This window comes from Acidovorax cavernicola (assembly GCF_003581445.1).
Genome location: NZ_QXMN01000001.1, coordinates 542,420 through 558,495 on the forward strand (window position 1 = coordinate 542,420; position 16,076 = coordinate 558,495).

Sequence of the window (16,076 nt, forward strand, 5' to 3'; positions counted from 1 at the left end):
GTTATGCCGCTTCGACCATCGAGACCGCCGACTCCATGTCGACCGCAACGATGCGTGACACGCCCTGCTCCTGCATGGTCACGCCGATCAGCTGTTCGGCCATTTCCATGGCGATCTTGTTGTGGCTGATGAAAAGGAACTGGGTTTCACGACTCATGGCGGAGACGAGTTTGGCATAGCGCTCGGTGTTGGCGTCGTCCAGCGGCGCGTCCACTTCGTCCAGCAGACAGAAAGGCGCCGGGTTCAACTGGAAGATGGCGAACACGAGCGCAATGGCCGTGAGCGCCTTCTCGCCGCCCGAGAGCAGGTGGATGGTCTGATTCTTCTTGCCGGGCGGCTGGGCCATGACCTGCACGCCGGAATCGAGGATTTCGTCGCCCGTCATCATCAGCTTGGCGTTGCCGCCGCCGAAGAGCTCCGGGAACATGCGGCTGAAGTGCTCGTTGACGATCTTGAAGGTGCCGCCAAGCAGGTCGCGCGTTTCAGCGTCGATCTTGCGGATGGCGTCTTCGAGCGTGCCGATGGCCTCGTTCAGGTCGGCCGACTGGGCGTCCAGGAAGATCTTGCGCTCGCTCGCAATGGCGAGTTCGTCGAGCGCAGCGAGGTTGACGGCGCCGAGCGCGACCACCTCGCGGTTCAGGCGATCGATTTCGCTTTGCAGGCCGGTCAGGCGCACCTTCTCGGTCTCGATCGATTGCGCCACCGCTTCGAGGTCGGCGCCGGCATCGTCCAGCAGCTGCTGGTACTGCTCGACGCCAAGGCGTGCGGCCTGTTCCTTGAGCTGGAATTCGGTGATGCGCTGGCGCAACGGGTCGAGTTCGCGTTCCAGTTGCAACCGGCGCTCGTCGCTGGCGCGCAGCTTCAGTGTGAGGTCGTCGTACTGGCTGCGTGCCGAACCCAAGGCGGTCTCGCGCTCGAGCTTGAGCGACAGTGCGTCCTGCAGGCCGGCTTGCGCGGCCGCGTCGGACAGGCGGCTCAGCTCGGCGCGGGCGCGCTCGTCTTCGTCGGTCAGCGCCACGGTCTGCTGCGAGGCGGTTTCGATGCTGCGGTTCAGTTCGCCGCGACGCGCTTCGAGCGTGCGCTGCGAGAAGGTGGCTTCCTGCGCCTGCCGCTCGAGGCTGCGGTGCTGCTCGCGGCTGGCCGTGAGCGCGCGGCCGGCTTCGATGACGCGCTCGTCGAGCTGTGCGTGACGCTCCTGGCTGTCGGCCAACTGCATGTCGAGCTCTTCGAAGCGGCCTTCGGCGGCGATGCGCTTTTCCTGCAGTTCTTCGAGCTGGGCATCGACCTCGCCCAGGTCGGAGGCCAGTTGCTGGCTGCGCGCGCGGGTCTGTTCGGCGAGCTGCGTCATGCGCAGCGTCTCGACCTGCAACTCGTGCGCCCGCGACTGCGTTTCGGCAGCTTCGCGGCGGGCCGTGACGAGCCGCTGTGCGGCATCGCCGTACGCGGCTTCGGCGCGGACCAGCGCGGTGCGCGCCTCTTCGTTGATGAGCGTCTGGGCCTTCAGCTGGCGCTCGAGGTTTTCCATTTCCTGCTGGCGGGCCAACAGGCCGGCTTGCTCGGAATCGGGTGCGTAGAAGTTCACGCTGTGCGACGACACGGCATGGCCGCTGCGCACATAGATCACCTCGCCGGGCTGCAGCGTGGCGCGCTGGGCCAGCGCGTCTTCGAAGCTCTCTGCCGTGAAGCAGCCATGCAACCAGTCATTCAGCAGCGCCTGCTGACCGGCGTCGTTCAGTCGCAGCAGGCTCGACAGCTTCGGCAGCGCGCCAGCACCTTGCGGCACACCAGCGGCCGGCGGGCTGTAGAAGGCCAGCTTGGCGGGCGGCGCGTCGTTGCCGAAGGCACGCACCATGTCGAGCCGGCTGACTTCGAGCGCACCCAGGCGCTCGCGCAACGCGGATTCAAGCGCGTTCTCCCAGCCCTGTTCGATGTGGATGCGGCTCCACAGGCCTTGCAGACCGTCCAGACCGTGCTTGGCGAGCCAGGGGGCCAGCTTGCCGTCGGTCTTGACCTTCTCCTGCAGCGCGCGCAGCGCTTCGAGGCGGGCCGAGTACTCGGCATGGCGGGCGCCTTCGGTGTTGACGGCGATCTGCTTGGCGCGGCGGTCTTCGTCGAGCTGCGGAACGGTTTCCTGCAACTCCTGCAGACGGGCCTCGGACTCGCTGGCGACTTCCTGGGCCTCGGCCAGCTGCTCCTGCATGGCCGTCAGTCGTTCCTCGTCGGGCGCGGCCAGCGCGCTCTGGTCGGCGCGCAGGCGTTCGCTGCGCAGCGTGAGCTGGCGGCTCTGGTCTTCGATGTTGCGCTGGTCGGCGGCCAGCACCTGGATCTGCTGCTGCACCTGCGACACGGACGTGCGCTGGGCATTGGCCTCGTCCTGCGCACGCTGCACGGCTTCTTCCAGCTCGGGCATACGCGCATCGTGCTCTTCGAGCTGGGCGGCCAGCAGGATGGCCTGCTCTTCGGCATCGACACCGGCCCCGGCCAGCGTCTCGATCTCGGCTTCGGCCTCTTCGCGGCGACGGCCCCACTGGCCCATCTGTTCGCGCAGTTGCACGAGGCGCTGTTCGACACGCTGACGTCCTTCGACCACGAAGCGGATCTCGCCTTCGAGCCGGCCGACTTCGGCGCTGGCTTCGTACAGCTTGCCCTGCGCCTGGTTCACCAGGTCGCCCGCACCGTAGTGAGCCTGGCGCACGGTTTCGAGTTCGGACTCGATGCGGCGCAGGTCGGCGGTGCGCGATTCGAGGTCGTTGATGGCCTTTTCCGAATCGGCCTTGATCTTGGCCTGATCAGCATCGCTTTCGCTGCGCTTGAGGAACCACAACTGGTGCTGCTTCTTCGTGGCATCGCCCTGCAGCGCGTTGTAGCGCGCCGCCACCTCGGCCTGCTTCTCGAGCTTTTCGAGGTTGGCGTTGAGCTCGCGCAGGATGTCTTCGACGCGCGTGAGGTTCTCGCGCGTATCGCCCAAGCGGTTCTCGGTCTCGCGGCGGCGCTCCTTGTACTTGGAGACGCCGGCGGCCTCCTCGAGGAACAGGCGCAGCTCTTCGGGCTTGGACTCGATGATCCGGCTGATCGTGCCCTGGCCGATGATGGCGTAGGCGCGCGGACCGAGGCCGGTGCCCAGGAACACGTCCTGCACGTCGCGGCGACGTACCGGCTGATTGTTGATGTAGTAGCTGCTGGTGCCGTCGCGGGTGAGCACGCGGCGCACGGCGATTTCGGTGAACTGGTTCCACTGGCCGCCGGCGCGGTGGTCGGCGTTGTCGAACACCAGTTCGACGCTCGAACGGCTGGCCTGCTTGCGGGTGGTCGTGCCGTTGAAGATCACGTCCTGCATCGATTCGCCGCGCAGCTCCGACGCGCGCGACTCGCCGAGCACCCAGCGTACGGCATCCATGATGTTCGACTTGCCGCAGCCGTTCGGCCCCACCACCCCGACCAGTTGGCCCGGTAGCAGGAAGTTGGTGGGTTCGGCGAACGACTTGAAGCCCGAGAGCTTGATGGAGTTAAGACGCACGACTTGTCGCCCTGCCTTGGCGTAGCGCCAAGGTATTGATTTGTAAGGAAAATTGCACGGGCCCGCAGCTTGAAGCGGGCCGCCGCCCCAGCCGTGGATGATAACGTCAGGGCATGAGCGATTCCCTGGCTTCTCCCTTCGCGGCGCGACGCACCTGCCTGCTGGCGGGCACCGCCGCCGCCCTGCTCGCGCCGCTGGTGCTGACGGGCTGTTCCTCCCTCCGATCCACCGAGCGCGCCGAGCCGTACGGCAACCAGGAATGGCTGCAATCCGGCACCAACCGCATCGCCAATCTGTCGCTGCGCGACAACCTGCAATCGGTGCGTCGCGTGCAGACCACGCTGTACCGGCGCAACCCGCGTGAATGGCGCAAGTCGTCCGCCAGCATGGAAGAGGCAACACAGCGCACCTGGGACGCGGTCATGCAGGGCACACCCCTGCCCGAACTGCGTGGCGCCACCGGCATCGACGCCATCCGCCTGGCCTTCGAGACCGGTCCGCAGGGCTACCAGGGCGATCGCGTGGCGGCACTCGTCGTCGGGTGGGCCGCGATGCTCAAGCAGGCCAACGGCAACACCTGGGACCAGACCATGATCGACGGGGTCGATGCCGAGAACAGCTACCGTACCGCGCGCAATTTCGAAATCTCGCTCTGGCTGATCTCTTCGAAGACCGGCCCCGACGGCCAGCCGCTGCTGCTGGCCACCGAAATCAGCGAGCGCGGGCGCAACCTTGTGGCCGACCGCGAATTGTCGAAAGTGGTGGCGCGGCTCGACCTGCTGGCCGCGCAGGCCGACGAGAAATACCGCCGGGCCGCGCTCGATTTCGGCCAGAACTGGGTCATGGGCGTGGTCATGCCGCTCTTCACGCTGGTACCGAAGTAGCCTCGACTCAATCGGAAATATGTTTCCAAAATAGACATTTGCGGTAATATGTTTCCATGAACAAGCAGGAACTCATCAACGTCCTCACGGCGCGACGCGGGGCCACCGGCCTCACGAATGCCGAGATCGCCCTGCGCTCCGGACTCACCGAGCGCTCGGTGCGCAATGCCTTGAGCCTGAAGGGCAACCCGCAGCTGTCGTCGCTGCTCGCGCTGGTCGATGCGCTGGGGCTCGAACTGCAGCTCGCGCCCAAGGGGTTCGGCGAAGGCACTGCCGTCGATCCTGGCTATCGCCCGGTCGCCACGCGCGTCGGACGGGCCCTGGCTGAGGCTCCCGCCGCTCCGCCCTACGTTCGGGGACGCCGCTCACCGCCATGAACGTCAAGATCCTCGAGATTTCGCTCGGCGCACATCGCCTCGGCAAGCTGTTCCAGTACGCCGACCTGTGCCGCTTCGTGGCGGAACCCGAGTTGATTGCCAACCCGCCACCGGGCGTGCTCTCGCTGTCGATGGTCGCAAGCGATCCCGCGGCCCAGGCCGCGCTGTGGAGCGACGTGAAGAATCCGTTGTTCAACGCCCAGGGCGGCCAGTTGCCCGGCTTCTTCCAGAACCTGCTGCCCGAGGGCGTGCTGCGCAGTCACATCGCCCAGTTGCGCGGTTGCCGCGAAAGCGATCACTTCGAATTGCTCGCAGCCTGCGGCGGCGACCTGCCCGGTGCCGTGGCCGCGCGCCCGGTGTCGGTGGACCGCGGCACGCTGCAGCGGCTCATCACGCAGGACCAGGATGCGCTCGAGATGTCGGTGGTCGAACTGCCAATGCCGCAGGGGATTTCAGTCTCGGGCGTACAGCCCAAGCTGGGCCTGCGCCGCCAGGGCGGGCGCTATGTGGCCCGCACGCGCGCTGGCGCCAGCACGCGCGTGATCGCCAAGCTGCCGGTGGCCGGCCGGCCCCACATGCCCCAACTCGAAATGCTCTCGCTGCAGATGGCCGGAGCCGCTGGCGTCGAGGTGTGCCACGCCGAACTCGCGCCGCTGTCGGCCATCGCCGCGGAGCACAGCTATGCCCTGCCGGACGAGCCCGAGTTCCTGGCCGTCACGCGCTTCGACCGCGACGGCGCACGCCGCATCCATTTCGAGGATTTCGCCCAGGTGCTCGCCGTCGACCCGATGCACAAGTACAGCGGAAGCTACCTCGACATGGCGCTGGCGATGCGTGCCTTTCCGTCACTGGGCGAAGACGCCGTGCTCGAACTGGTGCGCCGGCTCGTGGTCAACGAACTGCTGGGCAACCCCGATGCTCACCTGAAGAATTTTGGCGTGCTCTACCCCGACGGCATCGCGCCGCGCCTGGCTCCGGCCTACGACATCGTGGCCTACGCGGCGCTGCAGGGCGTCGAGGGCCATGCGCTGCCGCTGCTGCCGGCGCCGGGCGGCGGCGCCGCAGCCCGGCGCACCGCGATGTTCACACCGGCCAACGTGCGCGCCTTCTGCTTCTCGGCCGGCGTGCATGAGCCGCGCATGCGGCGCGTGGTCGCCGACACCGCCCGCCTCGCGCGCGATCAGTGGCCCGCGATGATCGATGCCTCGGCATTGCCGGCCCCGTGGAAGAAACGACTGCAGCAGCGCCTGCAGGCACATCCCTTGCTGCAGGGCATGAGCAAGCGGGGGCGATAGCCTGGCATCCGTCACCCGCCACAGTTGTGCGACAAGCGGCCCCTAGAATGAATCCGCCCTCCTCCACCCCTCAACCCATTCGAGGCAGCATCCACTCATGAGCTCCATCAACTTCATCGGCGGCGAAAAAGGCGGTGTCGGCAAATCGGTCACGGCCCGTGTGCTGGCCCAGTACTTCATCGATCGCAGCCGCCCCTTCACCGGCTTCGACACCGACCGCTCCCACAGCTCCTTCACGCGCTTCTACGAGGGCTTTGCCTCGCCCGTGGTGGTCGACAGCTTCGAGGGCCTGGACACGGTGGTGAACGGCTTCGAGACCAACCCAAAGCAGAGCGTGATCGTCGACCTGGCGGCGCAAACGCTGGCGCCGCTGTCGCGCTGGATCAAGGAGTCGGACCTGTTCGACGTGTTCGAAGAAATCGACGTCACGGTCAACTTCTGGCATGTGCTGGACGACGGCAAGGACTCCACGGACCTGCTCGGCACGCTGATCGACACCTTCGGCAACCGGCCCAACTACATCGTGGTGCAGAACTACGGACGCGGCAGCGATTTCGGGATGCTGCTGGCGTCGCAGTCGCTGTCGAAGGCCACCGCGAACGGCGCGCGCGTGATTGCGCTGCCCCGCCTGCATGAAGCCAGCATGCGCAAGATCGACGCACAGAACACGAGCTTCTGGAAGGCCGTGAACGACCGCGAAGGGCCGCACGCGCTCGGCTTGCTGGAGCGCCAGCGCGTGAAGTCGTGGCTGGCGACTGCGTACGCCGCGTTCGATACGCTGCCGCTCTGACCGCGGCAGCGGGCGGAATCAGATCATCCCGCCGTTGACGGAAATCACCTGCCCCGTGATGTAGCCGGCCTCGTCACCGGCCAGAAATGCCGCCAGCGCCGCCACTTCCTGCGGCGTGCCCGCGCGCTTCACGGGCACCATCTGGTTGATGAGCGCGGGATCGAACACCGCATCGGCCATCGGCGAGGCAATGATGCCCGGCGCGATCGCATTCACGGTCACGCCGCGCGAGGCCACCTCGAGTGACAGCGCCTTGGTCGCGCTGTTCAACGCTCCCTTGGCCGCCGCGTAGTTCACCTGTCCCTTGTTCCCCGCGATGGCGGCAACGGACGAGATGTTCAGCACGCGCCCCCAGCGGGTGCGCATCATCGGCAACAGCAACGGCTGGGTGACGCGGAAGAAACCGTTCAGCGACACGTCGATCACCTTGTGCCATTGCTCGGCGCGCATGCCGGGCAGCACGGCGTCGTCGTGCACGCCCGCGTTGTTGACGAGGATCTGCACCGCACCGCCTTCGAGAATGCGTGCACAGCCGGCCGCACAGGCTTCGTCGCTGCGCAGGTCGAACACGTGGCATTCCGCCTTGCCGCCGGCTGCGATGATCGACGCGGCCAGTTGTTCGATCGCTTCGGGTCGCGAATTCGCATGCAGCAGCACGGTGGCGCCATCGCGTGCGAAGCGCTCCGCCATGGCCGCGCCGAGCGCGCCGCTGGCGCCGGTGATCAGTGCGCGTTTTCCTTCGAAACTCATGACGGTGTGCTTTCCATGTCCGCCAGCGGCGTGTTCAAGACCACCACGGCCCGGCCTTCAGCCAGCAGGCGGCCGTCCTCGGCCGCCACCGTGAATTCATACAAGACCTGCCGGTCGTCGCCGGACAGTCGCCTGGCGCGCACCTGTAACGCCCCGTCGATATCGTCCAGCCGCGCCGCCGCCAGTTTCACGTTGCGTGCGCTGGCCAGGAAGCCCGCCGACGGCGTGCTGCCCTCGGTGGCCAGCAGGCCACCGTGCAGCGCCATCGCCTGCGCCGCGTACTCGATGGCGTTCGGTGCGAGCAGCCCGCTTTCGGTGCGCAACGGGTTGTCCGCCTGACTGTGCGTCGTGGTGCTGCAATGGATCGACTCGGCATCCCAGCCTTCGAGGCGCTCCAGCAGGCACATGCTGCCGCTGTGCGGAATGCGCTGCGCGATGCCCGCGCGGTCGAGTGTCTGCGGCGCCGTCAAACAGCAACCTCCAGATCGGCCACCAGCAGCACGTTGGCAAAGGGCGTGCCCTCGCTCATCGGAATGCTCTGCACGCGAAAACCCAGGCGCTGCAGCAGCGCCATCCATTCGGTCAGCGGCCGGCCCCAGGTCGGCGAGACCTTGTGACCGCGAATGCGCGTCACCGTGCGATCGACCCACTGGCTGATCGCGAAACCGCGCGTGCTCGATGCATCGCCCACACGCAACAGCAGGCGCGCCTTCGGGTTGCCGCCGCGCCGCAGCGCATCACGCACGCGCGTCAACACGCCTTCCTGCGCCGTGAGGTCCACGTAGTGCAGCACGTCGAGGATCACAACCAGGTCGCAATCGGGCAAGGCGGCCGAGCACATGTCGGCGCACACCAGCCGCGGCGTGGGCTGCAGATGACCGACCGAGGCTTCCGCGCGCGCCACGTCCTTCGGCATCAGCTCGATGCCGGTGTAGTCCGCGGCGGCCGGCGTGGCGGCCCATGAAGCGGGCCAGCGCCCCTGCTGCTGCATCGCGCTCATCGACGCCAGCAGGCTCACGAAGAGGCCCTGGCCGCAGCCGATGTCGACCACGCGCCGATGTTGTGCATCGATCAGGCCGCGTTCGAGCAAGCCGCGGAACACCGGGTCGCGCCCCAACTTGCCGCGCGCGAACTGCCAGGCGAAGGTGCCGCCCTTCTTGTAAGGAACGGTCGCGGCTTCGTGCAGCTCGCGCCAGGCGTTGTCGGGGGTCATCGTCGATGGCATCACGGCGCTCATGCAGTCTTCAATCCTTCAGGCAGGGTCACAGCACGCAATTTGTCGGTGCGCAGGCGTTGGAGCAGCAAGGGAAGCACCTCCAGCAGAACGGGTTGCCCCGCCACGGTGCGTGCGGCGTTGCCGTCGTGCAGCAACAGGATGTCCCGTGCCTGCAGATTGCGGGAGAGGCGCGCCATCACCTTGGTGGCGTCGCCTTCGCGGGTGTCGAAGCCGCGCCGCGTCCAGCTCACGAGCGAGAGGCCGAGGCGGTGCAGCACGGGTTCGAGGAAAGGGTTGCGCAGGCCGGCAGGCGCGCGGAAACAGGTCGGGCGCTGGCCGGTCACGTCGGTCAGGATGTCCTGTGCGCGCGAGATCTCCGCCGCGAAGCCGCGCGGCCCGAGGAAAGAGAAGTTGTGCCGGTGCTGCGCCGTGTGGTTCTGGATGCTGTGGCCGCGCGCGACGATCTCGCGCGCCAGCGCCGGGTGCGCCTGCACCCGTTCTGCGATGCAGAAGAAGGTGGCCCGCTGGCCGTGGGCATCCAGCAGGTCGAGCACGCGGGGCGTGACCTCGGGCTCGGGGCCGTCGTCGATGGTGATCGCCACCTCGCGACGCGAACCCGCCGCCTCGGGCAGGCGCGTGACGTTCGGGCCCAGCAGGTTGCTGCGCGGCGTGAGCCCGGCACCGGTGATCACCGCATGGTTCAGCACCAGTGCGCCCAGAGCCCAGGGCCATGCCCCCGGCACCAGAACGCCCGCGCCCAGGGCCGCCACATGGACGGCCGCGCTGGCGCGCATGGCCGGTGGCCAGGGCCAGGACTCGGAGGCGGCGACAGGGGCGGAAGGCGACGACATGGTGGGGCCGGATTTTCCCATCAGCCGCTGTGCCGCGACTTGGGCGCGACCTTGCGTGCAAATGCGGCCGACAACAGCAGCGCCAGCAAGGCGCCCGGCGCCACCACGCGGCCGATGGACGACAGCGCCGGGATGTCCGAGATCGCGATCAGTCCGAACGACACCACTGTCGTGAGGTTGGCCAGCATCAGCGAGGCCAGCGTGTCTTCGTCGGCGCGACCGGTCGTGCGCAACTGGTCGAAAAACAACGCGTAGTTCGACCCCACGGCAACGATCAGCAGCAGCCCCACGAGGTGCAGGATGCCGAGCGCTGCCTGCGCCAGCGCCATGCCGCCCAGCGTGAGCACCACGGCGAACAGCAACGGCTGGCACACGGCCAGCAGCCGGCGCCACGAGCGCAGGTACACGCCCAGCAGCACCACCACCGCCAACGCGCCCAGCAGCACCTGCACGAAGGCTTCGTGCAGGTAGCGCTTGTAGAGACCGCCGAGTTCGCGGCCGACGTCCACCACCTGCACTTCGGGCAGCCCCTCGAGTGCGGCTTCGAGCCGCCCCTGGTCGAAACCCGGGCCGGGGTGCAGCACGACCAGCGTGGACCAGCCACCGCCCGGGCGCTCGTACATCAGCGTGTTCACCACGGAGCCCAGCGGACCGCCCATCAGGTCAGCGCGCTGCACAGGCGCTTGCTTGCGCGCGGCCTCCACGTCGGCGACGAAGGCGCCGAGCCGGGACGCCGGCAGCGGCAAGCCCTTCGTGGCCTCCACCAGGTTGGCGCGCAGCGTGTCGGCATCGGGCAGGCTGGCCAGGCGCGCGGTCTGCGTGGCGACGCTCGGCAGCACGCGGGTCACGGTCTCGTAGCCGCTGAGCTCGCCCTTGTCGACCAGCGCATCGAGGCGCGCCGCCGCCGCTTCGGTGTGGCGCAGCGCGGCCTGTTCGTCGTCGCCGAAGGCCACGACCAGCACGCCGCCGTCGCTGGCGCCGATGTCCTTGCGCAGCATTTCGTCCAGTTGCTGGGCCGAGCGCGGTACAGGACTCATCGCGCTCAGATCGGCGCGCCACAGGTGACCGCCCTGCCACAGCACCAGCGCCAGCGCGGCGACACCGAGCGCCCCCAGGGGCCAGCGCAGGCCCGGCAGGCCGCGCACCAGCAGGCCAGCCAGCCGCGCCATGTGCCGGCGCATGCCCATGCCGGTCGCGCCATCGGGCGCCAGCACCGGCAGCACATAGCGCGTGGCCAGCGCGGCAGACACCAGCCCCGCGATCGAGAACACGCCCAGCTGCGCCAGCCCCGGGAAGCCCGAGAACACCAGCGCCGCAAAACCGCACACGGAAGTCAGCAGGCCGAGCCGCACGGTCGGCCAATGCACCTCGCGCCAGCGCTGCCAGCCCGTGCCGGCGACGGTCGCGCCGCGCGCCTGGATCAGGTAATAGATGGCGTAGTCGACCGTCTCGCCGATCAGCGTGCTGCCGAAACCCAGCGTGAGCCCGTGCACCGAGCCGAACACCAGGCTGACCGACGCGGTGCCAACCACCACGCCCGTGGCCACCGGAAGGAAAGCAATGACGAGCGCGCGCGGCGAGGCAAAGGCCAGCAGCAGCAACACGCTCATCACGATGCCGCCGACCACCGCGAGGTGGATGGCTTCGGTCTTGATCTTTTCGCGGCTCATCACCGAAAACACAGGCGGCCCGCTCAACAAGAGCTTGGGGGCCGCCTCGCCCATGCCACGCGCGGCAGCTTCATAGGCGGCCTGCACTCGGGCGATCGCGGAAGCCTGCGCGTCGAGGTCGCCCCCGGCTGCGCGCGTGGTCGCGATCATGAGCGCGCGCGGCGCGTCGCGCGACATCCAGACGCCGCCCTCGCTGCGCGGCGCGCTGGCCGGCACCAGTTCCATCGCGACGCGCTGGGTCTCGCCCGTCGGGTCACGGTCGAGCAAGGGCTTGATCGCGTTGCCGGCCGGGGTGCCGAGCATCGACAGCGTGTCGATGATGGCGTCACGCAGCCCTTCGGCGGTGAACTGCCCCGGCATCACGCCCGATGAGAGCTGGTAGCGGTGCTGGAACACCCAGGTGCCAGCTTCGCTCCAGTCGCTCACATCGCCGTTCTGCACCAGGTCGAAGAGCTGGCTCTCGCGCATCGCCTTGCCGACGGCGCGCGACACCTCGGCGCGCTGCTCGACGCTGCCGCCCTCAAAGCCCAGCATCAGCGTGCGCGAGGCGACGCCGCTTTGCAGTTGCTCGATCAGCACGCGCTGGCGCAGGTCCGGGCTCTTGGGGAGAAAGGCCGACAGGTCGGCGCCGATCTGAGTGCGGGCAATGACGATCGCACCGAGGCCCACGACCAGCAGCCACGCCAGCAAGACGACGATGCGGCGCGACCACCCCGGCGGCCCGCCCGCCTGCGTCAGGCTCACGGCGTGGCGCGCCCGGGGGCGCCGGCCGGCACGGCCGACGGCGGTGCGTTGAGGGTGTTCGGGGTATTGGGCGAGATGTGCATGACCGAGCGGTCACCGCCCACGAACTCCATCTCCAGCCCCAGCACTTCGCTGTTGCGGCCTGTAATGCGCATGCTGCGCACCTGCGCGGCGAGCCGGCTGTCGTTGGGCGTCAGGTCGAGCGTCCACTTGCCAGCGGCGCCGGTCACGGTGCTCTTGAAGTAGCGCTGCAGCGTGGCGCCGTCGCCGCTCAAGGTGCCGCGCATGGCTTCGACCAGACCCAGCAGCTCGGGCATGCTGTCCAGCGCCAGCGTACGGTTGCGGTTGCCGCGCGACAGCGTCAGCGTGTTGCCGTCGACCGACATGGTCTCGATGCGCGGCGACAGGGTGCGGCGCACCAGTTTGTCGGGCGCATCGAAGCTCAGCGTGCCGCTGGCGTCGAGCGGGCCTTCGAGGCCGTGCACGAAGCGCTGCTCGGTGAAGCGCGCTTCGCCGCTCTTCTGCCGGGCCAGCAGGCTCATCAATTCGGGCAGGTCGAACGCCGCCCAGGCCGGCGCGGCACAGAAAGCCATCGCCAGCACCATCACCCTGCCGAGCCACTCAAGCCGCATCTTCGAGCCAGAAATCATGAAAGTTGAACCAGTTGTACGGATAGGCGCGGCACAGCGCCTCCAGGTGGGCCACATAGGCTTCGACCGCGCTGCGGATGCGGCGTTCACGCTCCGCGGCATCGGCGAACGGCGTGCCGAAGTCGGCCAGCGGATCGAACCGGACATCGTAGCGGGCACCGCCGCCGTACATGCCGGCCATGAAGAACACCTTGCGCCGCAGCAGCGCCGCAAGGCGGAACGGGCCGTCGTTGAAAACGGCCGGCTGCCCCAGGAAGGGCAGCACGATGTTGTTGCCGCGCTGGTGCGCCGGCTGCTCCTCGCTGCCCGGCAGCGTGCGATCGGCCAGCATGCCGCCCAGGCCGCCACCGTCGAGCCAGTCGCGCAGCGCGAGCATGGAGTGCGGCCGGCCCAGCGAGATCACGTGGGGTCGCATCTCGGGCAGCGCGATGGCATTCAGGATGGCGGTGATGCGCTGCGCGTTGTCGGGGTACATCAGCATCGCCAGCCGCATGCGGTTCTGGTGCGCGTGCTGCTTGCAGGCGCCCAGCACCTCGAAGCTGCCGATGTGGGCGCCGAGCAGGAAAGCGCCCCGCCCTTCGGCCGCTTCGGTCTCGATCGGCTCGTTGCCTTCGATCTTCACCTTGAACAGGTCCATGCGTCCGCGCAGGAAGTACACGCGGTCGAGCACGGTCGACGAAAACGCGTGCAGCAGGCGATAGCCGTCCACCCAGCCTGCCTGCGGGCCCATGGCGCGGAACAGGTAGCGCTTGATGTACCGGCGAGGCGCCGGCGCGAACAGCAGGAAGTACAGGCTGATCGGCGGCAGCAGCAACCGTGTGACGTGCCGTCCGCACACCAGCGCCATCAGGCAGATGAAACGCAGCGCCAGCATGTTGCTGCGCTCGGGCGCGCGCGCCCAATCGCCCTGCTGGGCCGTCGGACGGGCGGTCTGCCGCGCCGCTTCGTCCACGGCGCGCGTTTCGGCGTCGGTGTGCTTCATCAGGCCGACTCTGGCACAGCCGTCCAGCGCCCGCTGACAGCCAGCACGCCGTCGCAGCGCACGTCGAAACGCACGCCGCGGCCCGTTCCGGCCTCCGGCTGCAGCTCGATGGACAGCGTGCTGCCGGGGCGCACGGGCGCGAGGAACTTGGCGGCCGCGAGCGTCGGGCTTGGGCCGAGCCGTGCCGACAGGGCCGGCACGCGTCGCACGACTTCCATGACCTCGGCCAGCAGCAGCGCGCCCGGCACGAGCGGCTGGCCGGGGAAATGGCCGGCAAAGGCGGGATGGTCGACCGGCACGGTGTGCGCCATCTGCACCGGCGTCTGGTCATCCGCGAGCTGGGCCAGCGCGAATTCGCGCAGTGCCCGCACCGTGAGCTTGCCCGTGCCTTCGCGCGGAAAGGCCTTGACCTGCACCACGCGGCGCGGCACGAACACCGGCTCCAGGCGTTGCCGCAGTGCAGCAATGATGTCCGTCGCCGACAGGGTGGGCGCCACCACGAACGCCACCGGCCGCACCACGCCGTCGGCCACCTCGTCGGGCAGCCAGAACGCGCCGTCCTCGACGCCGGCGATGCTGTTGAGGTGGTAGTTCAGGTGCGCGAGCGAGCTGCGCCGCCCGGCGACGTGGATCAGGTCATTGGCGCGGCCGAACAGGCGGAAGCGCCGCGCGTCGAGCAGCTCGAGCACGTCGGCCATCGGCGTCGGCTCGGGAATGAAGTCGCCACTGAAGATGAAGCGCTCGGGGCCGTCGCCCTCCCCCGGCTCCGCGTGCACGCGGATCTCGCCGAAGGTCTCCCAGATTTCGCTGTCGGTTGTGCGGCGCGTCGCCACTTGGCCCGACTCGGTGCTGCCGTAAATTTCAAGCAGCACGCCGTCCAGCGCCTGCTCGGCCTGCGCGGCCAGTTGGGGCGACAGCGGTGCGGTGGCCGACAGGATCAGGTCGACCGGCGGCAGTTCGATGCCCGACAGCAGCAGCGTCTTCAGATGGAACGGCGTGGTCACCAGCGCACGCGGTCGCGGCACCGAGGCCAGCGCCTTCGCCACGTCGGCCGGGAAGAACGGTCGCCCGGTCTCGAAGGCCGCGCCACCGAGCATGGCGAGCAGCACCGACGATTCGAGCCCGTAGCTGTGCTGCACCGGCACGGTCGCCACCAGCGTGAGTCCTTCGAGCGTGGGTCGCTGCAGCACGCGGCACAGCCGCTCGACCGCGACTTCGACGTCGCCGACCAGCGTACGCCAGGCCTTGGCGTGCGGCTGCGGCACACCGGTGGACCCGGACGTGAGCAGGCTCGCCGCGTGACGGGCGCCGTCGATGCCGGGCACCGGCGCATCGCCTGCCGGGCCAGGGACGGCCTCGACCTGCAGGCATCGCATGCCGGGCGTGTCGAGCTTGGTGTCGTCGGTCAGCGCAAACAGGTGCGGGCCGCCGGTTTCGGTCAGGCGCGCGAGCGTGTCCGGCCGCGCATCGGGCGGCAGCAGGCTGGCGTGTCCGCGCACGAGCGCGGCGCCGAGGCTCACGGCGAAGGCGTAACGATCGAGACAGAGATTGACCGCCGGCCCTTCGTCAGGCAGTACGGGCGCAAGACGCGCGACGTCGGCCAGGAACTGGCGCGCGCTGACCGGTTGGCCGGCGCGCCAAGCCAACGGCGCATCGGGGTCGCGGTCCGCGAGCAGCGGGAGGAAAGCGGAAGAAGAGGTGTCGGTCGTCACGCGGGCTGCCTGCGGCTGTTTCATTGGCCGCCGGCGCCGTTGTCCACCGTCGAGGTGCCGTAGAACGCGCGCACCGCATCGACGAGCCGCGTGCGTTCGAATTCGGGATGCAGGCGATAGCGCACGAGGTGCTCGCCCACGAACAGCAGCGCCACGCTCAGCGGCGACAGCACATTGGCCAGGAGCGACCAGGCCGAGAACGACATCGTCAGGTAGACCACGATCGACGACACGACCACCACGGCGAAGTACACCGTCCAGAGCTGCGTGAGATGGGTCGTGTACGACAGCATGTGCCCCTTCAGCGGATGCACGCGCTGCGCGAACTGGGTGATCAGCGGCAAGCCCTTGCCGCGCAAGGTCGAACCGAACCAGCCGCAGAGCGCGCCGTTGATGCCGACGTGCTGCAGCACATAGAGACGGTTCGTGTCGCCCGCCTCACCGAGGAAGACGAGCGAAAAGCCGCCGATGCCCAGTGCTGCCGCGGCGGCCAGGCCCCAGCGGCCAAACCAGCTGGCGGCGCAGCCCATGGCCGCGATCCACAGCGGGCCGAGCAACACCACCACGGCCCAGGGCTCGGTGGCGTGGAACAGCGTCATCCAATGGGAGAGGCCGGCATACGTGACCCCTACCAGCAG

General features: G+C 68.6%; 14 protein-coding genes. 4 read left to right on the forward strand and 10 right to left on the reverse strand.

What is annotated here, in order from left to right:
* Window position 1: 1 nt before the first annotated feature.
* Window positions 2–3,517, reverse strand: a complete 3,516-nt coding sequence (smc, locus tag D3H34_RS02550; RefSeq protein WP_119551855.1) for a chromosome segregation protein SMC — start codon at window positions 3,515–3,517, stop codon at window positions 2–4.
* Window positions 3,518–3,630: 113 nt separating this feature from the next.
* Between smc and D3H34_RS02555 the strand changes: the two genes are divergently transcribed.
* The 4 genes from D3H34_RS02555 to D3H34_RS02570 all read left to right on the forward strand — a co-directional run bounded on the left by D3H34_RS02555 (window position 3,631) and on the right by D3H34_RS02570 (window position 6,863).
* Complete coding sequence (locus D3H34_RS02555; protein ID WP_119551856.1) at window positions 3,631–4,401, forward strand: hypothetical protein; 771 nt, start codon at window positions 3,631–3,633, stop codon at window positions 4,399–4,401.
* 56 nt (window positions 4,402–4,457) lie between these two features.
* On the forward strand, window positions 4,458–4,778 hold the full coding sequence (locus D3H34_RS02560; RefSeq protein ID WP_119551857.1) for a helix-turn-helix domain-containing protein: 321 nt from the start codon (window positions 4,458–4,460) through the stop codon (window positions 4,776–4,778).
* Window positions 4,775–6,073, forward strand: a complete 1,299-nt coding sequence (locus D3H34_RS02565) for a type II toxin-antitoxin system HipA family toxin (RefSeq protein ID WP_119551858.1) — start codon at window positions 4,775–4,777, stop codon at window positions 6,071–6,073. The genes D3H34_RS02560 and D3H34_RS02565 overlap by 4 nt, the downstream gene beginning before the upstream one ends.
* A 97-nt stretch (window positions 6,074–6,170) precedes the next feature.
* Window positions 6,171–6,863 carry a P-loop NTPase family protein gene (locus D3H34_RS02570; protein WP_119551859.1) on the forward strand — a complete coding sequence of 231 codons (693 nt, stop codon included), beginning with the start codon at window positions 6,171–6,173 and terminating at the stop codon, window positions 6,861–6,863.
* Window positions 6,864–6,881: 18 nt separating this feature from the next.
* Here D3H34_RS02570 and fabG read toward each other — a convergent pair whose 3' ends face one another.
* From fabG to D3H34_RS02615, 9 genes are read right to left on the reverse strand one after another with little or no spacing between them, the layout of a single operon-like run.
* Window positions 6,882–7,613, reverse strand: a complete 732-nt coding sequence (gene fabG / locus D3H34_RS02575; RefSeq protein WP_119551860.1) for a 3-oxoacyl-ACP reductase FabG — start codon at window positions 7,611–7,613, stop codon at window positions 6,882–6,884.
* Window positions 7,610–8,083: a hotdog family protein gene (locus D3H34_RS02580; RefSeq protein ID WP_119551861.1), complete on the reverse strand. Its 474-nt coding sequence runs from the start codon at window positions 8,081–8,083 to the stop codon at window positions 7,610–7,612. The genes fabG and D3H34_RS02580 overlap by 4 nt, the downstream gene beginning before the upstream one ends.
* A complete protein-coding gene (locus D3H34_RS02585; RefSeq protein WP_119551862.1) occupies window positions 8,080–8,850 on the reverse strand; it encodes a class I SAM-dependent methyltransferase in 771 nt (256 codons plus the stop codon). Before D3H34_RS02585 ends, D3H34_RS02580 begins: the two co-directional genes overlap by 4 nt.
* Window positions 8,847–9,680 carry a polysaccharide deacetylase family protein gene (locus D3H34_RS02590; protein WP_434057671.1) on the reverse strand — a complete coding sequence of 278 codons (834 nt, stop codon included), beginning with the start codon at window positions 9,678–9,680 and terminating at the stop codon, window positions 8,847–8,849. The genes D3H34_RS02585 and D3H34_RS02590 overlap by 4 nt, the downstream gene beginning before the upstream one ends.
* 20 nt (window positions 9,681–9,700) lie before the next feature.
* Window positions 9,701–12,094, reverse strand: coding sequence for an MMPL family transporter (locus tag D3H34_RS02595; RefSeq protein WP_119551864.1), 2,394 nt, complete (start codon window positions 12,092–12,094; stop codon window positions 9,701–9,703).
* Window positions 12,091–12,744: a LolA-related protein gene (locus tag D3H34_RS02600; protein ID WP_286185374.1), complete on the reverse strand. Its 654-nt coding sequence runs from the start codon at window positions 12,742–12,744 to the stop codon at window positions 12,091–12,093. The genes D3H34_RS02595 and D3H34_RS02600 overlap by 4 nt, the downstream gene beginning before the upstream one ends.
* Window positions 12,716–13,726 (reverse strand): lysophospholipid acyltransferase family protein, encoded by a 1,011-nt coding sequence (locus D3H34_RS02605; RefSeq protein WP_119551866.1) that lies wholly within the window; start codon window positions 13,724–13,726, stop codon window positions 12,716–12,718. The genes D3H34_RS02600 and D3H34_RS02605 overlap by 29 nt, the downstream gene beginning before the upstream one ends.
* Window positions 13,726–15,438, reverse strand: a complete 1,713-nt coding sequence (locus D3H34_RS02610) for an ApeI family dehydratase (protein WP_286185375.1) — start codon at window positions 15,436–15,438, stop codon at window positions 13,726–13,728. Before D3H34_RS02610 ends, D3H34_RS02605 begins: the two co-directional genes overlap by 1 nt.
* Before the next feature lie 20 nt (window positions 15,439–15,458).
* Complete coding sequence (locus tag D3H34_RS02615) at window positions 15,459–16,037, reverse strand: COG4648 family protein (RefSeq protein WP_286185377.1); 579 nt, start codon at window positions 16,035–16,037, stop codon at window positions 15,459–15,461.
* Window positions 16,038–16,076: the final 39 nt, after the last annotated feature.

Excerpts from the sequence above, each read along its gene's own strand:
- D3H34_RS02605 (WP_119551866.1), bottom strand. The coding sequence starts at position 13,726 with ATGAAGCACACCGACGCCGAAACGCGCGCCGTGGACGAAGCGGCGCGG.
- D3H34_RS02565 (WP_119551858.1), top strand. The coding sequence starts at position 4,775 with ATGAACGTCAAGATCCTCGAGATTTCGCTCGGCGCACATCGCCTCGGC.
- D3H34_RS02615 (WP_286185377.1), bottom strand. The coding sequence starts at position 16,037 with ATGACGCTGTTCCACGCCACCGAGCCCTGGGCCGTGGTGGTGTTGCTC.
- D3H34_RS02555 (WP_119551856.1), top strand. The coding sequence starts at position 3,631 with ATGAGCGATTCCCTGGCTTCTCCCTTCGCGGCGCGACGCACCTGCCTG.
- D3H34_RS02570 (WP_119551859.1), top strand. The coding sequence starts at position 6,171 with ATGAGCTCCATCAACTTCATCGGCGGCGAAAAAGGCGGTGTCGGCAAA.
- D3H34_RS02590 (WP_434057671.1), bottom strand. The coding sequence starts at position 9,680 with ATGTCGTCGCCTTCCGCCCCTGTCGCCGCCTCCGAGTCCTGGCCCTGG.
- D3H34_RS02560 (WP_119551857.1), top strand. The coding sequence starts at position 4,458 with ATGAACAAGCAGGAACTCATCAACGTCCTCACGGCGCGACGCGGGGCC.
- fabG (WP_119551860.1), bottom strand. The coding sequence starts at position 7,613 with ATGAGTTTCGAAGGAAAACGCGCACTGATCACCGGCGCCAGCGGCGCG.
- D3H34_RS02600 (WP_286185374.1), bottom strand. The coding sequence starts at position 12,744 with ATGATTTCTGGCTCGAAGATGCGGCTTGAGTGGCTCGGCAGGGTGATG.
- D3H34_RS02585 (WP_119551862.1), bottom strand. The coding sequence starts at position 8,850 with ATGAGCGCCGTGATGCCATCGACGATGACCCCCGACAACGCCTGGCGC.